At 69.9% G+C, this 22,676-nt stretch carries 18 protein-coding genes; 6 read left to right on the top strand and 12 right to left on the bottom strand.

All coding sequences use genetic code 11. The annotated features are described in order from the left end of the window. Positions 1–15: 15 nt before the first annotated feature. The 4 genes from OG504_RS12775 to OG504_RS12760 form a co-directional block, all read right to left on the bottom strand. Complete coding sequence (locus OG504_RS12775; RefSeq protein ID WP_405989923.1) at positions 16–477, bottom strand: ester cyclase; 462 nt, start codon at positions 475–477, stop codon at positions 16–18. A 3-nt stretch (positions 478–480) separates the two neighbouring features. Beyond that, positions 481–1,281, bottom strand: coding sequence for an alpha/beta hydrolase (locus tag OG504_RS12770; RefSeq protein ID WP_329260491.1), 801 nt, complete (start codon positions 1,279–1,281; stop codon positions 481–483). 77 nt (positions 1,282–1,358) lie between these two features. Beyond that, on the bottom strand, positions 1,359–4,055 hold the full coding sequence (locus OG504_RS12765; protein WP_405989922.1) for an AAA family ATPase: 2,697 nt from the start codon (positions 4,053–4,055) through the stop codon (positions 1,359–1,361). 104 nt (positions 4,056–4,159) lie between these two features. Beyond that, the gene (locus OG504_RS12760) at positions 4,160–5,116 is read right to left on the bottom strand and encodes a helix-turn-helix domain-containing protein (protein ID WP_405989921.1); all 957 of its coding nucleotides are present in this window, start codon (positions 5,114–5,116) and stop codon (positions 4,160–4,162) included. Positions 5,117–5,317: 201 nt separating this feature from the next. Here OG504_RS12760 and OG504_RS12755 point away from each other — a divergent pair, with 201 nt between their 5' ends. The 3 genes from OG504_RS12755 to OG504_RS12745 are packed head-to-tail and all read left to right on the top strand — an operon-like array spanning position 5,318 to position 9,392. Further along, on the top strand, positions 5,318–8,053 hold the full coding sequence (locus tag OG504_RS12755) for a helix-turn-helix transcriptional regulator (RefSeq protein ID WP_405989920.1): 2,736 nt from the start codon (positions 5,318–5,320) through the stop codon (positions 8,051–8,053). After that, on the top strand, positions 8,050–9,000 hold the full coding sequence (locus tag OG504_RS12750; RefSeq protein ID WP_405989919.1) for a carotenoid biosynthesis protein: 951 nt from the start codon (positions 8,050–8,052) through the stop codon (positions 8,998–9,000). The genes OG504_RS12755 and OG504_RS12750 overlap by 4 nt, the downstream gene beginning before the upstream one ends. Continuing rightward, positions 8,985–9,392, top strand: a complete 408-nt coding sequence (locus tag OG504_RS12745; protein WP_329260504.1) for a nuclear transport factor 2 family protein — start codon at positions 8,985–8,987, stop codon at positions 9,390–9,392. The genes OG504_RS12750 and OG504_RS12745 overlap by 16 nt, the downstream gene beginning before the upstream one ends. On the opposite strand, the gene OG504_RS12740 is transcribed toward OG504_RS12745, so the two are convergent. Genes OG504_RS12740 through OG504_RS12725 form a run of 4 tightly spaced genes read right to left on the bottom strand, consistent with a single transcriptional unit; the run spans position 9,350 to position 13,125 of the window. Beyond that, the gene (locus tag OG504_RS12740) at positions 9,350–10,378 is read right to left on the bottom strand and encodes a helix-turn-helix domain-containing protein (RefSeq protein ID WP_405989918.1); all 1,029 of its coding nucleotides are present in this window, start codon (positions 10,376–10,378) and stop codon (positions 9,350–9,352) included. The two genes, OG504_RS12745 and OG504_RS12740, sit on opposite strands and share 43 nt — an antisense overlap. A gap of 55 nt (positions 10,379–10,433) precedes the next feature. Next, positions 10,434–11,390, bottom strand: coding sequence for an NADP-dependent oxidoreductase (locus OG504_RS12735; protein ID WP_405989917.1), 957 nt, complete (start codon positions 11,388–11,390; stop codon positions 10,434–10,436). Positions 11,391–11,435: 45 nt separating this feature from the next. Continuing rightward, complete coding sequence (locus OG504_RS12730) at positions 11,436–12,215, bottom strand: SDR family NAD(P)-dependent oxidoreductase (RefSeq protein ID WP_405989916.1); 780 nt, start codon at positions 12,213–12,215, stop codon at positions 11,436–11,438. A gap of 40 nt (positions 12,216–12,255) precedes the next feature. Then, complete coding sequence (locus OG504_RS12725) at positions 12,256–13,125, bottom strand: alpha/beta fold hydrolase (protein ID WP_405989915.1); 870 nt, start codon at positions 13,123–13,125, stop codon at positions 12,256–12,258. A 269-nt stretch (positions 13,126–13,394) separates the two neighbouring features. Here OG504_RS12725 and OG504_RS12720 point away from each other — a divergent pair, with 269 nt between their 5' ends. The 3 genes from OG504_RS12720 to OG504_RS12710 all read left to right on the top strand — a co-directional run bounded on the left by OG504_RS12720 (position 13,395) and on the right by OG504_RS12710 (position 19,370). Next, positions 13,395–16,142 carry an AAA family ATPase gene (locus OG504_RS12720; protein WP_405989914.1) on the top strand — a complete coding sequence of 916 codons (2,748 nt, stop codon included), beginning with the start codon at positions 13,395–13,397 and terminating at the stop codon, positions 16,140–16,142. A gap of 567 nt (positions 16,143–16,709) precedes the next feature. After that, the gene (locus tag OG504_RS12715) at positions 16,710–17,123 is read left to right on the top strand and encodes a hypothetical protein (protein WP_398851170.1); all 414 of its coding nucleotides are present in this window, start codon (positions 16,710–16,712) and stop codon (positions 17,121–17,123) included. 906 nt (positions 17,124–18,029) lie between these two features. Continuing rightward, positions 18,030–19,370: a helix-turn-helix domain-containing protein gene (locus tag OG504_RS12710; protein ID WP_405989913.1), complete on the top strand. Its 1,341-nt coding sequence runs from the start codon at positions 18,030–18,032 to the stop codon at positions 19,368–19,370. 223 nt (positions 19,371–19,593) lie between these two features. Here the strand turns inward: OG504_RS12710 and OG504_RS12705 are convergent, their stop codons facing one another. From OG504_RS12705 to dapF, 4 genes are read right to left on the bottom strand one after another with little or no spacing between them, the layout of a single operon-like run. Continuing rightward, positions 19,594–19,956 carry a glutamate ligase domain-containing protein gene (locus OG504_RS12705; RefSeq protein WP_398851168.1) on the bottom strand — a complete coding sequence of 121 codons (363 nt, stop codon included), beginning with the start codon at positions 19,954–19,956 and terminating at the stop codon, positions 19,594–19,596. Next, positions 19,956–20,477 (bottom strand): C39 family peptidase, encoded by a 522-nt coding sequence (locus tag OG504_RS12700; RefSeq protein ID WP_405989912.1) that lies wholly within the window; start codon positions 20,475–20,477, stop codon positions 19,956–19,958. Before OG504_RS12700 ends, OG504_RS12705 begins: the two co-directional genes overlap by 1 nt. A gap of 37 nt (positions 20,478–20,514) precedes the next feature. Next, positions 20,515–21,606 carry an ATP-grasp domain-containing protein gene (locus tag OG504_RS12695; protein WP_405989911.1) on the bottom strand — a complete coding sequence of 364 codons (1,092 nt, stop codon included), beginning with the start codon at positions 21,604–21,606 and terminating at the stop codon, positions 20,515–20,517. After that, a complete protein-coding gene (dapF, locus tag OG504_RS12690; RefSeq protein ID WP_405989910.1) occupies positions 21,603–22,403 on the bottom strand; it encodes a diaminopimelate epimerase in 801 nt (266 codons plus the stop codon). The genes OG504_RS12695 and dapF overlap by 4 nt, the downstream gene beginning before the upstream one ends. Positions 22,404–22,676: the final 273 nt, after the last annotated feature.

Here is a 22,676-nt window from a genome sequence, read left to right as displayed (position 1 = left end):
GCGTCGCGGTGGGCCTCAGTGGCCGACGGCCGGGATCTGGGCGGCGAGCAGGTGCGGCGGCAGGGCCCCGAGCTGCTGGAACAGGCCGAACTGGTCGATCACCGTCCAGTTTTCGAACACCTTGCCGTCGTGGAAGTGGAAGACCGTCAGGGCGCGGACCTCGACCCGCCGTCCCGTCGCGGGGAGCCCGCTGTAGTCGCCGGTGTGCGTGCCACGCCAGGTCAGTCGGGTCACGACCTTGTCGGCCACGGCGATCTGGTCCTCGATCATCACGTCGAGGTCGGGGAACCCGGTCAGCCGGTTGGCGACATTGCGCCTGGGGCCCTCGGTTCCCACTGTCCGCCCGTTGGTGCGGAAGTCGTGGGTGAAGATCTCGTCGGCGAGACCGACGTTCCCGGTGGCACCCTCCGTCAGCCAGCGCCGGGCGATCGCGGTGTTCCGTTCCTCCTCGCCGTGAGATTCCTCTGTGGGGGACATCGGCTACAGCCCCTGCTTGGCGAGCCAGCCGAGGCAGGTGTCCGCGACCGCGTGCCAGCCGTTGTCGACGGTGAGTGAGTGGCCCCGGTCGGGGAACTCGACGAGATCGGTCACCGCGGTCGAGTGGCGGTACTGCTTGAGCGTGGACTTGGTGATGGCCTCCGGAACCGTGTGGTCCTGGCCTCCCATGATCAGCAGCAGCGGCCCGCGGTCGTCGTTGCCGGTGTCGACCGCTGCGGGTGAGTGCGGGGCGAAGTTGGCGCCGGCGGCCTCGAATAGCGGCTTGCCCGGCGCCGGGATGGTCCACTGGTCGTAGAGCGCGTCCGACTCCTCGGCACCGACCGCGTTCCCGAAGGCGAACCGGAACTGGTCGGCCGTCAGGGACACCGCCCGGTGTTTGTTGGCCGGGTTGGCGAACACCGGGAAGGTCGCGCGCAGCGCGGACAGTGGGAGCGGCAGTACGCCCTTGATCTGGGCCGCGTCGATGGCGATCGCGGCGGCTGCGAGATTCCGGCCCAGGAGCTTCTCGGCGATCATGCCGCCGAAGGAATGGCCGATCAGGATCGGCGGCTCCGGAAGCTCGTCGATGATGTCCGCGTAGTGCTCCACCACGTCGTCGATACCGTGGTCGGCGATGCTGTCCGGATGCGCGCGGGCGAGTTCGACGGTGTCCGCCACACCCGGCCAGCCGGGTGCGACCGGGCGGTAACCCGCCTCCTCGAACAATTCCTCCCAGGGTGTCCAGGAGGAAGCGTGCAGCCAGAGGCCGTGGATGAAGACGACGGGTGTGCCGTTGCCGGTCATGGCGGGGTCCTTTCGCCGGGAGACGCGCCGGTATGTCGCTGTGCCTGCATGGTCACCGGCGGGGCGCGACCCCGGCTTCAGTCATGCGACTGTCCGTTCCTCCGGGCATCACGGAGCCGCTGCCGGTACATCGCCACGACGTCCGGCGGAAGGTGGAGCTGTTGCGCGATCTCCGTGTCCGGCAGACCGCCGGCGAGGAGCGCGCCGATCCGCCGCTCCCGCTCGGGTATGCCCGTCTGTCCGACCGTGGCGGGCCAGGCGGGCCGGGTGCCCACGGCCATCAGTTCCAGCCTGGTCCGGTCGCCCCAGGTGGCCGAACCCGCCCGGTCGAACGTGGCCTGCGCGGTGGCGAACAGCGCCGCCGCCTCGTCCGGACGGCCGTGACGGCGCAGCCAGGCACCGTAGGCGAGCTCGGTCCTCGCTCGAACCAGGGGCCATACGGAGAGGTCCTCGCGCAGTGCGGCCGAGTAGAGGTTCTCGGCGTCTTTCTCGGCGGCCAGTACGGCCCGCGCGTACGGCAGATGGGCGTGCAGGATCGGGGCAGGGGTCGTGAGCGCGATCTCCTCCATCTCCGCCAGCACCCGCCGGGCGTCCTCGCGGTCGCAGGCCCGGTCGGCTGCTTCGGCGAGGAACGTCAGACCGGTGAACCGCTCCCGCTGGTGGAAGCTCGGATCGGCCGGGTCGAACGCGCGGCGCAGCGCCCGGTAGGCGTCCTCGTTCCGACCGGCCGACAACCAGGCCACGCCCCGGGCCAACTGGACGCAGGACAGCAGGTCGTTGAGCCCGCGGCGGCCCGCCTCCAGTTCGGCTTCGGCCGCCAGCCGCAGGGCAACCTCCGCGTCGCCCCGCAGCGCGTGCAGGACCGAGCCGCACGCGAGAGTGCCGGTCCGCCAGGTCGGCTGCCCGGTCTCCTCCGACAGCCGCTCGCCCTCCCGCGCGCAGGCCGCCGCCCGGTCCAGGTCCCCCAGATCCAGATGGACCATGACCTGCATGCTGAGCACGTGGGAGAGCAGACCGAGCCTGCCCTGCTCGCGCAGCGCCGTCTCCGCCCGCCGCAGCAGCCCGGCGGACAGCGCCTCATGACCGACCGCGTGCGCGGCCATGCCCAGCAGGCGCAGCGCGTCGGCGTCCACGCGACCGTCCGGCGGCACCCGGGACAGCGCCTCGATCGACACCGCACAGCGAAGCACGGGTTCGGCCACGGCCAGGGCCGCGGTGCGGCGGGGGTCGTCGTCCACACCGTCGAGCCCTTCCGCTACGGCCACCACCCGGGCCCGTGCCGCCGGACCGGTGTCGCCCCACCAGCAACGCAGGGCCGCGCCGAGCAGGAGGTTCAGGGCCAGGTCGTGGTCGTCGGCCTCGGCGGACCGCAGCGCGATGTCGCACAGGTCGAAGACCCGCCGGGCGTCGCCGGGGACACCGTCGTCGAAGATCTCGCTGAGCCACTCCTTGCGGGCCAGGTCCAGTTCGGACAGGTCGGTGCGGGCCGCGGCCCGGAGCAACTGGTCGACGAGGTCGGCCCGCCCGAGCCCGAAGGCGTGCTCGGCCGCCGTCAGCAGCCGGTGGCCGCGCCGGGCGGATCCCCTCGTCAACCGCGCGGACCGTTCCAGGTCACCGATGGCCGACATGACCGCTCCCCGGCCAAGCGCCAGCGCGGCGTTGGCCTCCAACTCGTCGGCGATCTGGTCGTCGGGGCCGACGATCGACTGCGCGCGGTGCCGCGTACGCCGGTACGGCTCGTCGACCAGCGCCTCGGCGAGCGCCGCGTTGGCCGCCTGGAGCCGGGCCAGGCACTCGGCCTGCAGTACGCCGGAGCGCATCAGCGGGTGCCGGAACTCCACGGCGCCGTCGCGTACTTCGACCAGTCCCACCGTCTCCGCCGGGACAAGCACCGTCCGTGCGACACCGCTGCCCCGGAGCACCGAGGTGGCCGCCAGGATCTCGGCCAAGGCGCCGACCGAATCCACCGCGGCGACGAGCAGCGCGTCGCGGGTCGGCCCGGGCAGCTCGCGGACCCGGCCCGCGAACGCCCGCTCCAGCCGGTCGGGCAGGCTCAGCGGACGGAGCCCGTCGGTCGGCGACAGGCGGAGCGCGTCGGGGAGTTCCAGCAGCGCGAGCGGATTGCCGAGGGCCTCGCCCTGGATCCGCTGCCGTTCGGCCGGGCTCAGACCGGGGGCGTGGGCCGACAGGATGCGTGCGGCTGCCTCCCGGTCCACCCCGCCCACCGTGAGCCGCGGGAATCCGGCGGTCAGGAACGGGCCGGGGTGACCGGTGCGCATCGCGGCCACCACCACGACCGGGCCCACCGCACGGCGGCCGAGGAACGCCAGGACCTCGTGGGTCTGCGGGTCCAGCCACTGGATGTCGTCGGCCAGTACGACGACCGGCCGGTCCTCGGCCACGGAGGCCAGCAGGTTCACGACGGCCAGCGCGATGAGGTACGGCTCGGGTGGCGGCCCCTCGGCCAGCCCGAACGCCGGAAGCAGCGCCGCGCGCTCGGTCCTGGGCAGCAGGGGCACCAAGTCGATTACCGGGCGCAGCAGTTGGTGCAGCCCGGCGAAGGGCAGGGTGGCCTCGGACTCCACGCCGACCACGGTGAGCACCCGGAACTCCCTTGTGCGGGCCGTGTGTTGGGCGGCGCGCAGGAGAGCCGACTTGCCGATGCCGGGATCGCCGAGCAGCAGCAGGACCCCGGGCCGCAGTGGTGTCCCGTCGAGGAGCGCGTTCAGCACGTCCGTCTCGCGCCGCCTGCCGACAAGCACGCCGCTGCCCATGGGTCTCCTCGTCCGGTCGCCATTGACGGGACGAGGCTACGGACACCGCGCGGGTGCCAGCTTCAGTCATGCGACTGAAGCCGCCGACGGGTGGCCGCCCGCCCTCAGCCGGACAGGGCCGCGCGTCGCCACTCGCTCGGTGACAGCCCGTAGGCCGCGCGGAACCGGCGGCTGAAGTGGGCGGGATCGCGGAATCCCCACTGCCGGGCGATCGCGGAGACGCTTCGCCGGGAGCTGTCGGGACGGGCCAGTTCCTCCCGCGCGCCGTGGAGCCGCAGGCCGATGATCCACTGTTCGAGGCTGAGATCGGCCTGGGCACAGATCTTGTACAGGTGGCGTACGGAGATGTTGTGCGCGGCGGCGATGGAGACCGGTCCCAGCTCGGGATCGGTGAGGTGGCTCCGCGCGTGGGCGCGTATGCGGGTGAGGAGCGTTTCGGCGAGCACAGGGCGGGAGTACCGCTCGTCCTCCGCGGCCGAGGCGAGCAGCGCCATGGCCAGTTCGGTGACCGTGGTGCCCAGGGTCACCGCGGCCGGGTGGTCGCTGAGCCGCGCCGCGTCCTGGGTGATCTGGCTGATGTGGTCGGTGACCAGGCGGTACAGGGGACTCGTCGGGAGGTGCTGGGCAGCCCGCCGGACGACGTCGACCGGAAGGCCGAGCGCCTCGATGGGGACCTGCACGCAGCCCACGGCTCCCTCGCCGGACCAGCTGAAGTCGTAGGGCGCGGACAGGTCCATCACCAGCATCTCCCTGGGCGGGACGAGCCGCCGGCAGGCCAGTTGCTCCTGACGTCCGTCGGCGAGCTTCTGGACGGAGAGCGCCACGACGGGTGCGGCGTCCTGGCGGGCCTGTTTGGGCGTGCGGAGGAGCCGCAGGCCGGACGACCAGGTCGAGAAGATCTTGACGTCGCCGAGCTGCCACAGTTCCATCCGGGTGCGGATACCGAGATCGGCGTCCTCGTGGATCACATGGCAGGGGACAGCCGCGTACTTCATGGCCGCGCCGACCGCCTCCGCCCGGTCACGGGCGGGGAGCCGAGCCGTGTCGAGGATGATTCCCAACCGTTCCTCCAAGGCCGTCCAGGGCCGAACCCATGATTCCCGTGCCGAAGCGGAGATCGCGGCCGGTGCAGCCTCAGGCAAGACCTGTGCACAGACAGCCAATCCGCACGAACGCCTCGCTCCTAGTGTTCCAGGAGAGCGCGCGGACTGCGTCCGCATCGGACAGCAGGTGGGGGCCGTGCCCGGCAGGAAGGCGGCGTGATGACGACATTGGAACTCGTCGGGCGTCACAAGGAGCTGAGAGCACTGTCCGACGCCATCGACCGGGCCCCGGAACACGGCGCGGCGATCGTCGTCCGGGGCGAGGCGGGCATCGGCAAGTCGGCCCTGCTGGGCACGGCCGCCGACCACGCCCGCGGCGCCGGGCACCGCGTGGTGCGGGCCACCGGGACGGAGGCCGAGGCGCGGCTGCCGTTCGCCGGAATCCACCAGCTCCTCGGTCCGTTCCTCGACGACACGGACAAGCTGCCCGCGTTGCAGCGCCGGGCGCTGGCGTCGGCGTTCGGTGCCGAGGACGCGCCCTCTCCCGAGCCCTTCCTCATCGCGCTGGCCGCGCTGAACCTGCTCACGGAGATCTCGGCCCGGCGGCCGATGACCGTCCTGGTCGACGACATCCAGTGGCTGGACCGGCCCAGTCACGAGGTGCTGGCGTTCCTGGCCCGGCGGATCGGGAGCGACCCGATCGTCATCATCGCGGCGATGCGGGAAGAACACACCGGACCGTTCGCCGCCGTGGGCCTCCCGGAGCTGCGGCTCGGCGGGCTGGACGAGCGCGCCGCACGTGAACTGCTGGAGGCCACCGCCGCCGATCTGACCGCGGCCGACCGGACCAGGATCCTGCGGCAGGCGGACGGCAACCCGCTCGCACTCGTCGAGCTTCCCGCGGCCTCGCGCTCGGCGCGTGATCCCGTCGTCGAACCCGTCCTGTCGTTCCTGCCGCTGAGCGCACGGCTGGAGGAAGCCTTCGGCGGACGGATCGTGGAGTTGCCCGCCCCGACCCGGGACGCCCTGCTCATCGCGGCCGTCGACCACGAGAGCGTGGTGGCGGAGATCCTCGCGGCGGCCTCGTCGCTCTCGGGCCACCCGGTGACGGTCGGGGTGCTCGACGCCGCCGCGGCGGCCGGGTTGATCCGGTTCGACGAGGTGAGCCTCGCCTTCCGGCACCCGCTGGTCCGCTCCGCCGTCCTCCAGACGGAGTCGCTGCGCCGCCGCCTGGCCGCCAACGCCGCGCTCGCCGAGGCACTGGCCGACCAGCCGTACCGCCGCACCTGGCATCGCGCCGAGGCGATCGTGGGTCCGGACGACGAGGTCGCCGACGAACTCGACGCCCATCACGTGCTGAGCATGCAGCGCGGAGCGGTGGCCGCCGCGATCTCGGCACTCGAACGGTCGGCGCAACTGACCACCGACTCCGCGAGGCGCGGACGGCGGCTGCTGCTCGCGGCGGAGCACGCGTTCGGTCTCGGCCGCGCCGATCTGGTCGACCGACTGCTCGCCCTGGCCGACGGCAACGCCCTGTCCGAACTCGACCGCGCGCGCAGGGAGTGGCTGCGGGAGATCTTCCACGACGGGGTGCCCGGAGACGCCGCCAGGGTGGTCGAGCTGTGTGACATCGCGCAGCGGTCCGCGCGGGCCGGCGACGACGACCTGGCGCTCAACCTGCTGCTCGGGGCGGCCCTGCGCTGCTGGTGGGCCGACACCGGTCCGGCGGCACGGGCCCGCGTGGTGGCCGTGGCCGAAGGGCTCGACGACGTGGACGGCGACGCCCGGTACATCGCGACGCTCGCTCTCGCGGAGACCGTCCTTCGGTCGGCCCGCGTCACCGAACTCCTCTCCCGGGTCACCGTGGACACCGTCACCGACCCCGCCGCGATGCGACTCCTCGGCATGGCGGCCATGGCCATCGGCTCGCCGGTGGCCAGCCTGGACTTCCTCGACCGGGCGGAAGCGAGGCTGCGCGAACAGGGCCGCCTCGGGCTCCTCTCCCACGTACTCAACATGGGCCAGGTCAGCCGCATCGAACTGGGCGAATGGGAACAGGCCGAGATGGCCGCCGCCGAGGGCGGCCAACTCGCCGACGAAACGGGCCAGTTGATCTGGAACACCGGGACGCTCGCCTACCGCGCGGTCACCGCGGCACTGCGCGCCGACAACGAGACCGCCCAACGACTCGCCGACGAGGCCGAGGAAACCGCCGCAGAAAGACGCCTGAACTGCGTGCTGTCGGTCGTTCAACGCGCCCGCGGCACAGGCTGGTTGACCGCGGGAGAGTACGGACGGGCCTACGACAGTCTGCGCCGCCTCTTCGACCCCGGCGACCCCTGCCACCACAGCACCGCCTCCTTCCACGGGGTGATGGACCTCGCCGAGGCGTCCGTGCACGCCGACCGCCGCGACGACGCCCGTTCAGTGATCGCCGGTCTGGAGGAGCTGACCTCCCGTTCGTCGTCGACGACCCTGCGCGTCCAACTCTCGTACGCCCAGGCGATCCTGGCGGACGACGACCATGCCGAGGCCCTCTTCACGGCCGCGCTGAACCAGGACCTCAACCGCTGGCCCTGGCCGGCCGCCCGCCTCCAACTCGCCTACGGGTGCTGGCTGCGACGGCACCGGCGGGGGACGGAGTCACGGATACCGCTGCGGTCGGCGCTGACGACGTTCGACCAGATCGGTGCCAGGTCCTGGGCGGACCAGGCACGGGCGGAATTGCGCGCGGCCGGAGAACGGACCTCCGCGAAGGGACCTTCCGCGCTGGGTCTTCTCTCAGCCCAGGAACTGCAGATCGCCCGCCTCGCCGCCGAGGGACTGTCCAACCGGGAGATAGGCGACAGGCTCTACCTCTCCCCCCGGACGATCGGCTCGTACCTCTACCGGATCTTTCCCAAGCTGGCCATCACCTCCCGGTCCCAACTCGCGGGCCGACTGGAGGCGGTGTGAGCAATGACGGCCGGGGCAGGGGCAGTTGGCTCGCAGCCCGGTGGCTGCTGGTCGCCGTCGCGGTCACGCTGGCCCTCGCCGTACCGCTGACCGGGCGGGAAGCCGCGCTCCCGGTACTGCTGGTACTGGTCCCGTTCTCGCTTGTCCACGGTGTCCGGCGCTACGGCGCGAAAGTGCTCCTCTTCTTCCTCGCCGAGACGCTCGTCGTGAGCAACTTCTTCGAGGACCTCAGCATCTCCACCGGGTTCCCCTTCGGCCACTACCACTACACCGGTGGACCCCAGTTGATCCACGTCCCGATCCAGATCGGCCCGATCTACTTCGGGCTGGGGTACGCGTGCTGGCTGGTGGCCAGTGCCCTGCTCGACGAGGCCGACGCGGACCTTGGCACCCGCACCCGAACGGGCCGGCGGCGCATCGACGCGGTGGCGCTGCCGATGCTCGCCGCGGCGCTGATGACGATGTTCGACGTCGGCAGCGACTCGATCGCCTCCACCGTCGGCGGGATCTGGGTCTGGGAGCGCGGCGGCGGCCTGTTCGGCGTTCCGTACACCAACTACCTGGGCTGGTGGCTCGTCACCTACGTCTTCTTCCAGATCTTCGCCGTCCACCTGACCCGCTCGCGTGTGCCCGTGCACACCGAGGACCGGGGCGCCCTGCTCCAACCCGTCCTGGTCTACGGGGCACTCGGCCTCAGCTCCGTGCCGTACTTCGTCGCCGCCCCGGACGGAGCCGTCACTGACCCGACCGGGACCGTCTGGAGCGGGCACGCCATCGACGAGAGCATGATGATCATCAACCTGTTCTCGGTGGTCCTCGTCGCGCTCCTCGCCGTGGTGAAGCTGGCGGGCCGCGACAGTCGGGTGACTGAAGCGCGGCCCAACCTGCCGACCGATCCTGGTGGTACCGCACCCATCGAAGGAGAACCGTCGTGCCGACACCCCTGACCGACCAGCCGCAGGACGACCTCGCCGTGGTCCGCGCGGTCTACGACTTCATCAACGGGGTCAACCCGGAGGGAGCTGCCCTGGCGGATCCGGAGATCACCGTCCACCAGTCCGAGGAGCTGCCCTGGGGCGGCTCGTACGAGGGGCTCGCTGGATTCCAGCGGTTCTACGAAGCCGTGTCGAGCGCGATCCACAGCGAGGTCGAGACCGAGACGCTCTACCAGGCCGGCGACCGGGTCGTGCAGAGCGGCCGGTCCCGGGGTTTCGCCCGCGCCACCGGCAAGCCGTTCGACGTCCCCGAGACGCACATCTGGCGCGTCCGGAACGGCCGGATCACCGACCTCGAAATCTACGTCGACACGCCGGCCCTGCTGGAGGTGCTCAAGCCGTAGCCGCCGCCTGAGTCCCGCCACTCGCGCGGGGACATCCCGTAGGCCGCCTGGAACACCCGGCTGAAGTGGGCGGCGCTGGTGAAACCCCAGCGGCGTGCCACGGCAGCCACGGTGCGGCGTGCCGCTTCCGGGCGGGCCAGCTCACGTCGGCACTCCTCCAGTCGGCGGCGCTGGATCCACCGGCCCACCGTGACGTCCTCCTGCTGGAAGAGCTTGTAGACGTAGCGCACGGAGATGTGATGGGCGCGGGCGATGACCTCGGGGGTCAGATCGGGATCGGCGAGGTGCCGGTCGATGAACGCCCGCATCCGCAGCAACATGACCCGGTCGGCACCAGGGGTGGCGACCGGCTCCCACCCCAGTTGCTCGTGTGCCAGGCCGGTGATGAGGTCCACCGCGTTACGGGCCAGCAGGTCACCGATGTGCGGCGGACACGACCCAGCGGCATCCGCGAGCCTGGACAGGAAGGGCGACACCAGCGCGCCCAGCGCCGTGTCGGTGCGGATCGGGGTGGCCGTGATCCGTTGCAGATCGGACTCCTTCAGTCCCAGGAGCCGCCAGGGGAGGAGCACGGACTTCGTCTGGTGTCGCTCGGGGAAGTCCATCCGGTGGGGGCGCGTCATGTCGTAGAAGACGATCTCCCCGGCTTGCAAGTACGCCTCGCGGGCGTCCTGTTCGAGTCTGGCGACGCCCTTGCCCTGGAGTCGCACGATCAGGTTCTCGGTGGTGCCCCGGGCGATCAGGCGCGGGGTGCGGACGGCTCGCAGGGAGTCGCATTCCACCGTGACGACCTGAAGCCGTCCGAGCCGGGCGGTGCGGATGGTGCCCGAGTACACGTCGTCGGGGACGACGATGTCGACATCGGTGAACGTCCGGGACAGTGCCTCGCGCCAGTACGCCCGCCTTCGGCCGGCCGGCGCCGAATCCGTGGAGTAGCCACTGCTGGGAAGGCCGCCGTGTTCCGGCACCTCTGAACCAGACGTCATGTTCTCGACCCCTCGACCGGTGTCGTCACTCGTCCCTGCCGTATCCCCACGCGAGTCAGCCGCCGTCTCCCACGTGCAGCACGATCTTGCCGCGCCGGTGCTCCTTGCCGAGCGCCTCGTACGCGGCCGGTGTCTCCGCCAGCGGTACGACCCGGTCCACTGCCGGGGCGAGCCGGCCGTCGTCGATCAGCTCGGTGATGGCATCGAGGCCGGCGCGGTCCGGCTCGACGACGAAGAAGACGCCCTGGCCCTTGGCGGCCGAGGCCGCTTCCGGGTTCGGCGGCTGGACGATGCTGACGAGGGTGCCGCCGGGGCGCAGTACGGCCCAGGAGCGGGCCTGGGTCTCGCCGCCGACCGCGTCGAACACGACGTCGACATCGGCGAGTTGGTCCTCGAAACGTTCGGTGCTGTAGTCGACGACGTGGTCGGCGCCGAGTTGAGTGACGAACTCCCGGTCCTGCGGCAGGGCGGTGGTCGTCACCCGGGCGCCCCGGGCCCTGGCGATCTGGACGGCGAAGGAACCGACGCCTCCGGCGCCACCGTGGATCAACACGTGCTGGCCAGGCGCCAGTTCGGCGTGCCCGACCAGTCCCTGCCAGGCCGTGAGTGCCGCGAGGGGGACGGCCGCCGCGCTGTCGTGGTCCAACCGGGTGGGTTTGGCGGCGAGGACGTCCGCGGGGACGGTGACGTACTCGGCGGCTGCTCCGTCGCGGGTGAAGGGGATCAGGCCGTAGACCTCGTCACCCACAGCGAGGCCGGTCACCCCGGTGCCGAGCGCGGACACGACTCCCGAGACCTCGTGGGAGGGGACGACCGGCGTGCGGTCGCGCCCCGTCCCGTCGAAGCTGTCGGTCCAGCTGGCGTCCCAGTCGAGTTCGCCGGAGGTGATGGACGCGGCGCGCACCGCGACCAGGACCTCGCCGGGGGCCGGTTCGGGACGCGGAGCCGACTCGTACGTCAACTGCTCGGGTCCGCCTCGTTCGTGGGCTCGTACGGCACGCATGGCGTTCATGGTTCGATCACTCCTCGGGTGGGGTGGGGGCGCCCGCCGGTGTGCTCACCAGGTGGGGATGAAGCCTCCGTCGACGGTGATGTCGGCGCCGGTGACGTTCGCCGTCCGGTCGGCGGCCAGCAGCAGGACCACGTCGGCGATCTCGGCGGGCCGGGAGAAGCGGCCGGTCACCGTGGTCCGCGCGGCGTTGTCGATGACGTCCTGGGGTTTCATGCCGGTCGCCTCGGAGACCGTCGCGGCGACCCCGCCCTCCCCGAACCAGAGATCGGTCTCGACCGGTCCCGGGCTGACGGTGTTGACGCGGATCCCCTTCGGGCCGACCTCTTTGGACAGGGCCTTGGAGAAGCCCGCGAGGGCCGCCTTGGAGGCGCTGTAGTCGATGACCGCCGGGTCGGGGAGCGCCGCGTTGACGGAGCAGATGTTCACGATCGATCCGCGTCCCTGGGCGAGCATTACCGGCAGGGCGCTGCGGGTCGTACGGACGGCCGCCATCAGGTTGAGGTTGAGGGTGGTGAGCCATTCCTCGTCGGTGACCGAGAGGAATCCTCCGGTACGGGCCGGGGCCGATCCCACGTTGTTGACGAGGATGTCGATCCGGTCACCCGCGGCCTCGACGAGCCGCGCGGGTCCTGACGCCTCGCCCAGGTCGACCGGTACGACCCGCACGTTCCCCGTCGCGGCCAGTTCCTCCAGTTCGGGCGAGGAGTGCCGGGCCCCGGCGTGGACCGTGACCCCCTCAGCGATCAGCGCCCGTACGACCGCCAGCCCGATCCCCCTGCTGGCACCGGTGACCACGGCCACCTGTCCGTTCAGTCCGAGATCCATCGTGTGCTCTCCTCTCCCTCTCGCACATCACACATGCCGGTCAGCCGGAGTGCCTGGCGGCGTCGAGCACGATGCTGACCACCGCGTCGGGATGCGACACCATCACCGCGTGTGACGAGCCGACGGTCTCGACATGAGCATGCGCTCGCCGCGCCATGAATCGCTGCCCGGCCGGCGGAATGGCCTTGTCGTTGAGCGTGATCAGGTCCCAGCTCGGGATCGTCTTCCACGCGGGTGCTCCCGAGACCTGGGTCTCGGCGGTCAGCGACAGCGGGCGCTGGGTCGCGGCCATCTGCGCGGCCGTACGCGCGGACACATCGGCGGCGAACACCGACCGGAAGTCGGCGGGCTTGATGTAGATGTCGGCGTCCGTGCCGCCCGGCGCCGCCGGGTTCGGGAACGGCCGTACGTCCGTCGTGTCCTTCCCGAGCAGGGATCCGGGGTAGGTGGCCGGGTCGAGCACCGTGGCGATGCTCTCGCCCTGGTCCGGGACGTACGCGCCGACGTACACGAGCGCCCGGACGTCCGGGACGCCGCGAGCGGCATTGGTGACGACGGCTCCGCCGTACGAGTGGCCGACCAGCACGATGGGGCCGTTGATCGTCTTCAGGATCGAGCGGACGTAGTCGGCGTCGCTGGTCAGGCCGCGCAGCGGGTCTGCCGCGGCGATCACCGGATAGCCCAGCCGCTGTAGCGCCGAGACCTCGGCGTTCCATCCGCTGGAGTCGGCGAAGGCGCCGTGGACGAACACGATCGTCGGTTTGCTGCCGGCGGCGGCGCTGTCCGCGTTCGTGTGTGTGGCGGAGGCCGTGGCGGTGCCGGCAAACACCAGCACGAGGGCGCCCGCGGCGGCGGTCACGGCGCGACGCTTCCGGATCACGGCGACGGATCGCCGCAGGTGAGGAGACATGGTCTTCCTTCCGTCGGATGTACCGACGCTAGGACCGGCGCGTGGCAGTCGGCTTCAGTCACGTGACTGCGCCTTCGGGGTCGTCCGGACCACCGGGGGGAGCCGCGGGTGATCGGCGTGAGCCGGGCCGATGCAGTAATTTGAGACCAGCCGGGGTCCGGTGGCGTCCGGCGTGCCGTGGGTGCGACAGACGGCGGGAAGTCGGACGTGCGGACGGGAAGCAGGCCATGGTCGTCCATGCCTGACGGGTAGGTCTGAGGACTCGTGCCATGTCGACAGAGATGACCGCGGCGGAACTGTTCGGCCGCCGTGCCGAGCTGGATGCGCTGTCGGGCCTGATCTCCCGGGCTCCCGAGCAGGGTGACGCGATCGTTCTGGTCGGCGAGGCGGGCATCGGCAAGTCGAGCCTGCTGCGTGCCACGGCCGCCCACGCCCGCGGTCGCGGGTTCGAGGTACTCCAGGTCACGGGCATGGAGGTCGAGGCACAACTGCCCTTCGCCGCCCTCCACCAACTACTGAGACCCGTCCTGGGCCATGCCGACAACCTGCCTCCCGTGCAGCGCAGAGCACTTCTGTCGGCGTTCGGTGTCGAGGAGGGACCGCCCCCAGATGCCTTTCTGATCGCCCTGGCCGTACTGAACCTGCTCGCCGAGGTGGCGACCGGGCACCCCGTGGCAGTCCTCGTCGACGACGTCCAGTGGCTGGACCGACCCAGCCACGAGGGCCTGGCGTTCGTGGCCCGCCGTGTCGGCAGCGACCCGATCGTCATCGTCGGAGGAATACGCAAAGGGCACACCGGCCCATTGACCGCCATGGGCCTGCCCGAGCTGAACCTCGGCGGCCTGGACGACAGCGCGGCACGTCGACTCCTCGACGTCACCGCCACCGGCCTGAGCGCGGCCGACCGGATCAGGATCCTGCGGCAGGCGGACGGAAACCCGCTGGCCCTCGTCGAGCTGCCGTCGGCCCTGCGCTCGGCCTCGACTCCGGCGGTGGAGTCGGTCCCGGCGCACCTGCCGCTGAACGCACGGCTGGAGAAAGCCTTCGTCGGACGGCTGACCGAGCTGCCCCAGCTCACCCGAGACGTGCTGCTCATCGCCTCCGTCGACTACGAGAACACCCTCCCGGAAATCCTGGCGGCGGCCTCGGTCATGTCCGGCCGTCGTGTGACGGTCGACGCCCTCGACGCCGCCGCCGGGGCCGGGCTGATCCGCCTCGACGAGACGAGCGTCGCCTTCCGGCATCCTCTGGTGCGCTCGGGGGTCCTTCAGACCGAGCCGGTGCAACGCCGGCTCGCGGCCAACGCCGCGCTCGCCGAGGTACTCACTGACCAGCCCTACCGCCGTACCTGGCACCGGGCCCAGGCGGTCGTGGGCCCCGACGACGAGGTGGCCGACGAACTCGAAGAGAACCACGTGATCAGCGTGCGCCGCGGCTCGGTCACAGCCGCGATCTCGGCGCTCGAACGGTCGGCCCAACTGACCGGCGACTCCTCGGTCCGAGGCCGCCGCCTCCTGCTGGCGGCCGAGTACGCCTTCGAACTCGGCCGCGCCGACCTCGTGGACCGGCTGCTCGGGGTGGCGGCCCGCAACGCGCTGTCCGCGCTGGACCGGGCACGGATGGAGTGGCTGCGCGAGATCTTCGACGACGGTGTACCGGGCGATGCCGCCAGGGTGCTGGAGCTGTGCGACATCGCCCAACGCTCCGCGCAGGCCGGTGACAACGACCTCGCACTCAACCTGCTGCTGGGCGCGGCGCTGCGCTGCTGGTGGGCCGACACCGGCCCGGCCGCACGGGCTCGGGTCGTGACGGTGGCCGAGGGGCTCGACGGCGTCGGCCACGACCCACGCCTCATCGCGACTCTCGCCGTCGCGGAACCGGTTCTACGGTCGTCCCGAGTAGCGGAGATGCTCTCGAACGCCACCGTGGCAACGGTCACTGCCCCCGACTCCCTACGGCTGCTGGGTATGGCCGCCCATGCGATCGGGTCGCCGGTCGTCAGCCTGGAGTTCCTCGACCGGGCCGAGACGAAACTGCGCGGACAAGGCCGCCTCGGGCTGCTGTCCCACGTACTCACCATGGGGCTGGTGAGCCGCCTCGAACTGGGCGAATGGGACCGGGCCGTGTCCGCCGCCGAGGAGGGCTCCCATCTCGCCCGCGAGACCGGCCAACTCATCTGGGACACAGGCACCCTGTCCCTCCGCGCGATCACCGCGGCACTGCACGGCGACAACGAACGGGCCCAGCGGCTCGCCGGACAGGCCGAGGAGACCGCCGGCGGCCGACGGCTGAACAACCTCCTGGCCTGTGTCCAACTGGCGCGCGGCATCGGCTGGTTGAGCGCCGGCCAGCCCGCCAGGGCCTACGACGAGCTGCGGCGGCTGTTCGACCCGCGCGACCCCTGCTACCACGCCACCGAGCGGTTCCACGGCGTGATGTTCCTGGCCGAGGCCGCCGCACGCGCCGAACGCGGCGAGGACGCCGCGGCGGTTGTCGCCGGCCTCGAAGAAGAGGCCGCCGTGACCTCGTCGACCACCCTGCACGTCCAACTCTCCTATGCCAGAGCAGTGTTGGCCGAGGACGACCAGGCCGAGGTGTTGTACACGACAGCACTCGCCCAGGATCTGATCCGCTGGCCGTGGACGAAGGCGCGCATCGAACTCGCCTATGGGATGTGGCTGCGCAGACAGCGGCGCGTGGCCGAATCACGCGTCCCGCTCCGAACGGCTCTGACGACCTTCGACCTGATCGGAGCGCGTACTTGGGGAGACCAGGCTCGCACCGAACTTCGGGCGGCCGGCGAACGCACCGCGTCGAGGGAGCAGTCGGCGGGGATCGTGCTCTCGCCGCAGGAACTCCAGATCGCCCGACTCGCGGCGGACGGCCTGTCCAACCGCGAGATCGGCGAACGGCTCTACCTGTCCCCGCGCACGGTGGCATCGCACCTCTACCGGATCTTCCCCAAACTCGACATCACCGCCAGAGCGCAGCTCGCTGCGCGGCTGAACGCGGTGTGAGGCGGGCCGAGCAGTGCGCTCCCGCCTCGCCCCTCCTCCGGGAGATTCAAAACCGGATCAGCCGTTGTGGTCGACGGCCAACGCCGGCAGCCCGATCGGCGTTACGTCATGAACAAGGTCAGTGAATCTGGAGTCGTCAAGAAGGACCGGAAGCAGGACAAGGACCGTGATTCCGGGAAGGTCCGCAGGCTGAGCGTCCACGTAGTTGTACGCGTTGATCGTCTGAGTTCGTGAGGGGTTACCCCCCAACACGCTTTCCAAGTCTTCGTCGGGGGGTTCGGTGGGGGCGGGGGTGTTCTGACCTGGGGTGGAGCGGGTGTTGGTCGCGCTCCTGGACGGCGCCGGACGGGGGTGAATGAGACCAGAACTGAGACCAAAGTACCCATGTTCTACCTGGTCAGACGCTATATCCGAGCCCATGCGACGTGCCGATCGGGAGCCGGTGTCGCCCGGCTGGCTGCGTGGCCGTGTCGGAGTCTGCGTATGCGGATTGTCCCCTCGGAGTGTCAGTGGTGCCCGGTAGGTTCTCCTGGGGCAAGTCACCACGAACGGGGAGACATCTCGATCATGTACGACGCCGAATTAATGGCTGTTGCCACTGGCGCAGCCGGCACGCTTGTCGCGGCCATAGCCACGTCGGGCGCCGAGAAGATGCGTCTGAAGGTCGCGCACTTCTTCCGCCGGGCCACTCCGGAGCAGCAGAGGGCGGCTACTCAGGCAGTGGATGACACTGCTGCGCAGCTCACTTCGCCCGCTCCAGAGACTCGGGCCCTCGCAGAGACCGTCTGGGCGCAGCTCATCGCTCGATACCTTGCCCAGCACCGGGACGCCCTGAGCGAGGTGGACGAACTCGCGGTGCCCACCCCGTCGGTCTCGAAGGTCTGGAACCAGCACAACACCGGAACAGGAACGTTCATCGGTGGCGACGTCCACGGTGGCATGACCTTCAACTACGGCGGGGCGTCAGATGGCGGACGCTGAGCACCGGGAACAGCACAATCATGGCCCGGGCACGTTTGTAGGCGGTGACGTTCACGGTGGCCTTTGGCAGGTCGTTCTCCCGCCCTACGGGAAGAAGACGTCCGGCGATCCGGCGCCGACTAAACGCCGGCCCCAGCAGGATGACGAGGAGGATGAGGATGACTACGAGGGTGTCCTAGAGGCTCTGATCGGGTCTGCGTGGATTGCCGCTTCGGCTGGTCTGGCCGTCGTCTATGCGGTCATGGGTTGGCCTTGGACCGACCATGAACCTAATCCGGGCGTTGCTGCACGCATCGGAGTAGGGCTTGGCGCCTTCTATATTGGTCTGGCCATGGCAGCCGCCTTCTTCGCCCGTCTCGCCCAGGTCTTCGAGCTCTGGTCGGAACAATGTGCCATCACGGCTACACAAAGCCGAGGCCGGTTGGTTGCCAGGCCCCCTGCGTCCATGTCCCGGGGCATGGCTGGCTTGACGGCAGCGGCAGCTGTCACAGCCGAACTGCTTGCGTCTCTGTACGGCTGGTCCTCTTTCGGCGGCGAAGTCTCCCAGCGCGCGCATCTGGCCCGGCTTAACGCGACTGCCAACGCGGATTCGGCTCGTGCAGCAACGAAGAGGTCCAAGGCTTAAGTCGCGGGCCGAGGGCTCGCCCTCGACATCCGCTAGAGATCAGGGAGGCTGGCCAGGGAAGCGGTACGACCGCGATTCGCCGCAGCAGCTAAGCGAGGCTGGACTGTTGCTGCGGTGAAGGGCGACGCGGTTGCCCATGCCAATTCGCCTTCCGTGTGGGGTGGCTGTAACGGCAGGGAGGGCCATCCTGGGCTCTGGCCGCGGTGCTTGCAAAGCACGGCTAAGGGCGAAAGCTATGAACTCGCGGGCACTCCGGCCGCTTTGGGAGCTACGGTCTGGGAATGTTTGATGCACGTCTGCGGACTCTGCTCGGCACGACTCCAGGTGCCGCCACCTACGCGCAGTACCTGACGCTGGTCAGAAACCCGAGCGCTGCGGAGAGCACAGACGTCGACTACAAGGGCAAGCAGTACGAGAGGAAGCCGGAGTGGCAGGCTGAGTTGGCCAAGGATGTGGCGGCCCTGGCCAACGCATCCGGAGGCACGTTGATCCTCGGCCTGCAGGAGGACCGTGCCACCTCGGTCCCTGTCCGTGCCAACCCTGAGCCGCTGACCGATCAGCTCCGCAAGAACTACCGCGAAGCGCTGGTATGGCGCCTGGACCCGCTAGTGGAGTGCGACATCCACTTCATTCCCGAAGATCCATCAGCGCCCTCGCCGCAGGGACTGGTGGTCATATCGGTGCCGCCTAGTGCCAGGGGCCCGCATGCCGTCATGGGCCTCAAGGATGCCCGTGATCACACCCTGCGTTTTCCGTACCGCAACGACAACAACACCGCCTACATGAATCTCACTCAGGTCAAACGTGCCATCGCCGCCTCCATCAGCCTGGCCGCCGGCCGTCAGGGGATCCTGATGGCCAACCACGAAGCCATCGCCACCGATAGCCGTTCGCGGCCCGGCCCCAGGATGGCCCTGACCCTCGTCCCCGATCTTCCTGGCGCGTTCCCCATCGACAGCGCCACCTTCCATGCCTTCCGCCGTGAACTGGCCCAGGCCGAGATGCCCTTCTACGGCCGGGACGTGTTCTTGTCCTTCGGCGTGGGGCCGCGCCGCTTCATCGCCTCGACCGGTGAGTCCCGCTCCCGCCACGTGGCGCACTTCCACGGGGACGGCTCAGCGGCCTGGGCTACCGAAGGGCCACTCGTGGGTGCTTTCGGCGGCGGCGATGAAGCACTCCCCAACCTCGCTCAGAGCTGGCACAGCGACCACGTGGTGATGAACGTCTTGGCCATCCTGCAGTACCTGACCCGGCACAGTGCAACCCGTGCAGGAGCCTCTGGTACTGCAACTGCCCGTCTGACCTTGAGCGTCGGCAACAGCCGGGCTTGCGGACTGGCCAGCGATCGCGGCAGCACGGCACACATGGTCTTCAGCTCCACCGAGCAACAACTGGCCGCCGGCCAGACCGGTCTCCTGCTCGGTGCCGCCGACGACGCAAGCCTTCTGGTGCAGGCCGCCGCCAGCCTGCTCGCCGACTGTTATCAGCGCTTCGGGGTTGTCGAGGCCGAACAGCTCACCCACGACGGCAAGATCAACCTGCCAGGTTGGGGACGCCGGTTTCACGACATGATCAGTGCATGGGCGAAACGTGAGGGCGTCGACATTCAAACCAACCCCTGAGGGGCGCTCGTGAGTCTGCGAGTGTTGCTGTCGTCGACCGATGGGTCGTGGCCTTGGCGCTCGGCCTCCGCCAAGCGGAGGTGCTCGGGCTCCACTGGGCAGACGTCGACCTGGATGCGGGCTACGTCCACATCCGCAAGAACCGGCTTCGTTCCAAGCACGCCCACGACAGTGGAGATAATCCGTGCGACCAGCGCTGGCGAGCCAGGAGGCTGACGGCTGTTCATAGGCCGGTGACGGGTTGTCCGGTGAGTGCTTGGGCGATCTGCCAGAGCTGGCCGCCGCGGGACGCCTTCACGAGCACGACGTCGCCGGGGCGGAGGATGGACGCCAGGTAGGCGGCGGCGGTGCCGTTGTCGCCGACCATCGCGATGTCCGGCACGCCTGCCGCGCCCGCCGCGAGGGCGAGTTGCTTGGCGAGTGTGTCGCCGACCGCTACGAGGAGATCGACACCGTTCTCGGCTGCCATGCGCCCGACCGCGCGGTGAGCTTCCACGGCTTCGTCGCCCAGCTCCAGCATTTCTCCGAGTACGGCGATCCTCCGGCCGCCTGCGGCCTCGGTCGTCTCGCCGTCTGTCTCGGGCATCAGGATTCTCCGTTGTTCAGGGGCGCGAAGGTGATCGCGCGGCCAGCGTAGGAAGGGGACAGACGACTCAGGGGAACTCGATCGTGAGTCTGGCCCCAGGCCGATGGGTCCCGGATGAAGACCGTCGGGTCGGGGCCGTCCTCGTAGCCGCGAAGGATGACGAGGTGGCCTCCGGAGCGTCCGTCGTCAGGGAGTTGCTCGGTGACGGACACGATGACGGGTGCGTCATCAAGGCGGCCGAGTAGCTCTTCGACCGGTACGGGCTCCGCAATCGCAGGGACGCCGAGGTCGGTGGCCAGGCTCGCGATCCCCGCGTGGAGCGCCCCACGCGGGGTCAGAACCTCGTTCTTGACCGCGAGTTTCAGCAGTTCCGTCACCGTGGGTGCCTCGTGCCCGTAAGCGAGCAGGATCATCCTCAGAGATGCCAGGCCGCACGCCCGGTTGGACCATTCCACTCTGTCCCCGAGTGCCCAGCCTCCGTGCAGATCCCATTCCGTGGGGTCGATGAGCTGTCGGCACATGGGGACATCGTGGACGCGCGACACAGCGGGCGGGCTCCTACGGTGAGACGGCAGCCTCCCGGGTCAGCGTGGTGCTGGAGAACGCGGGAGTGGGCAGGGGAACATCGTAGGGCGGGCGGGTCAACGCCTCGTGCAGCATGGCCACTACGACATCCGTGTGCGTGAGTCCGACCATCGCGGCGCCCACCACGAAGTTGCTGTTACGGGACATGCCCGGAGTGCTGTTGACCTCCAGCACGTACGGCTCGTCGTCCTCGGCGAGGATGAAGTCGACGCGCGCCGAACCACGCAACCCGAGTCCGTCCCACAGCGTCGTGGCGCACTCGGTGACTTTGGCCAGCACCTCCGGCGACAACTCGGCGGCCCGCACGGCCACGGTGCCCCTGGAGTCCACGTCGAGCTTGGTGTCGGCGTCGTAGAACTCCGCGTCAGTCGTCTCGGTGGCCAGCGGAGGGAACACCACGACCGCGCTTTCAGGGAGTTCGAGGAGCCCCAGGGTCAGCGGTACGCCGGTCAGATAGTCCTCGACCAATACGGCATCGCCTTCTTCGCTGGCCGCGTCCGCCAACGCCTGGGGAAGCTCTGCCTGTTCGCGCACAAGGCTCATGCCCACGCTGGAGCCACCGAAGGGTGGTTTGACCATCGCGGCCCGCCCGTTCCACTGCATCGGCCCGCCGGACCACACCCACCACCCGGGCGTGGGGACGCCGAGGCTCAGCATCACCCGCTTGCAGAGGATCTTGTCGGCGGCCACCGCGGATGCTGCGACTCCGCTGCCGCAGTACGGCACGCGAAGATAGTCGAGCAGGCCCTGGAGCCTCCCGTCCTCTCCGTACGGTCCGTGAAGGTTCGAGAGGGCCACGTCGTAACCGGCCAACTCCGTGATGAAGTCCGGCTCGCAGGGGTTCAGTACTTTCCAGCGGGCGCCGATGTCGTCGAGGGCCTCGGACAGGGCGGTCACGGAACGCTGGTCCACGGGGCACTTCGCGTGGTACAGCCGGTCTTCCGCTGACACCGGCCCGTAGACGAGGGCTACACCGAGCCCCTCTTGGTCGCGCTGCCAGTCGCGAAGGTTCTGGGCGGCCTCGCGCACCGCGAGGTCAGAGCTGGAGGTGAGGAACTGAGTCATGCGAGGACCCCTTCGAAGGTGTTGGTGACCGGTCCGCCGACCCAGTGCGTTCGCTTTGGTCGGTCGGGATGTGGCCGGACCGTGAGCGGTTCCCCGGCGCGGTTGTGGACGGTGACGGTTCGCGGCGACACGAGTCCGCGCAGGGCGGCGATGACGACGGCCGCGACGGCTCCGCTTCCGCACGAGAGGGTTTCCGCCTCGACGCCGCGCTCGTAGGTGCGGATCTTCAACGCCTGGCGGCCGGCGGCCTGTACGAAGTTGACGTTCGTCCCCAGCGGGGCCAGGTCGGTGTGGTGGCGGATGAGGCGTCCGACGAGTACCGCGTCGATGGCATCCACGTCGTCTACGACGGCGACGACGTGTTCGGTGCCGGTGTGGGCGCTGTCGAACCAGGTCGGCTTGCCGTTGATGACGGTCTGAACTCGTCGGGGATGGACCGCGCCGATCTCGGCGGTGACCCACACGGAGTCGTTGCTCACGATCGCCTTGTGCATCACCCCCGCCATGCGGAGGCTCATCTCGCGGAAGCCGTGGTCGTGGTGGGCGGCCCAGGCGGTACACCGCAGAGCGTTGCCGCACATCGTCGCGATCGAGCCGTCGGCGTTGAAGCAGCCGACTTCGAGGACGACCGGGCTGATGCTGATCAGGCTGCTGATGACGAGGCCGTCTGCGCCTACGCCGGTTCGTCTGGCGCAGAGGCGCTCGGCCTCCTTTGGCCAGTCCTTCTCGCTGGCCGGCGCGGGGTCGGACAGCAGGACGAAGTCGTTCCCCGCTCCGTGGATCTTGCGGAAGCGCATGGCGAAGCTCCTCGCTGGCGTGAGGTGACAGTTCTCGTGATGGCTGAATGGGGGCCGGGATCAGAGGAGTTCGACGGGCCGATACGTGGTCGCCGACTCCTTCATGACCCACGGGGAGTGCCCGTCGAAGATCAGAACCCGGCGCCCCGCGGTGCCAGCGGACCTCATGTCGCGGACCCGCAGGTACAACCCGTCGAGGAACACGAAATCGCCTACGTGGACATCGCTTGGTTGCCTGTAACCGGGGATGGTGCCGAGGGGAGGAGACACAAG

Source organism: Streptomyces sp. NBC_00986, from assembly GCF_045162565.1.
Taxonomy (GTDB): Bacteria; Actinomycetota; Actinomycetes; order Streptomycetales; family Streptomycetaceae; genus Streptomyces.
Note: the sequence above shows the minus strand (reverse complement) of the source record. Positions and strands in the feature narration are given on the sequence as shown.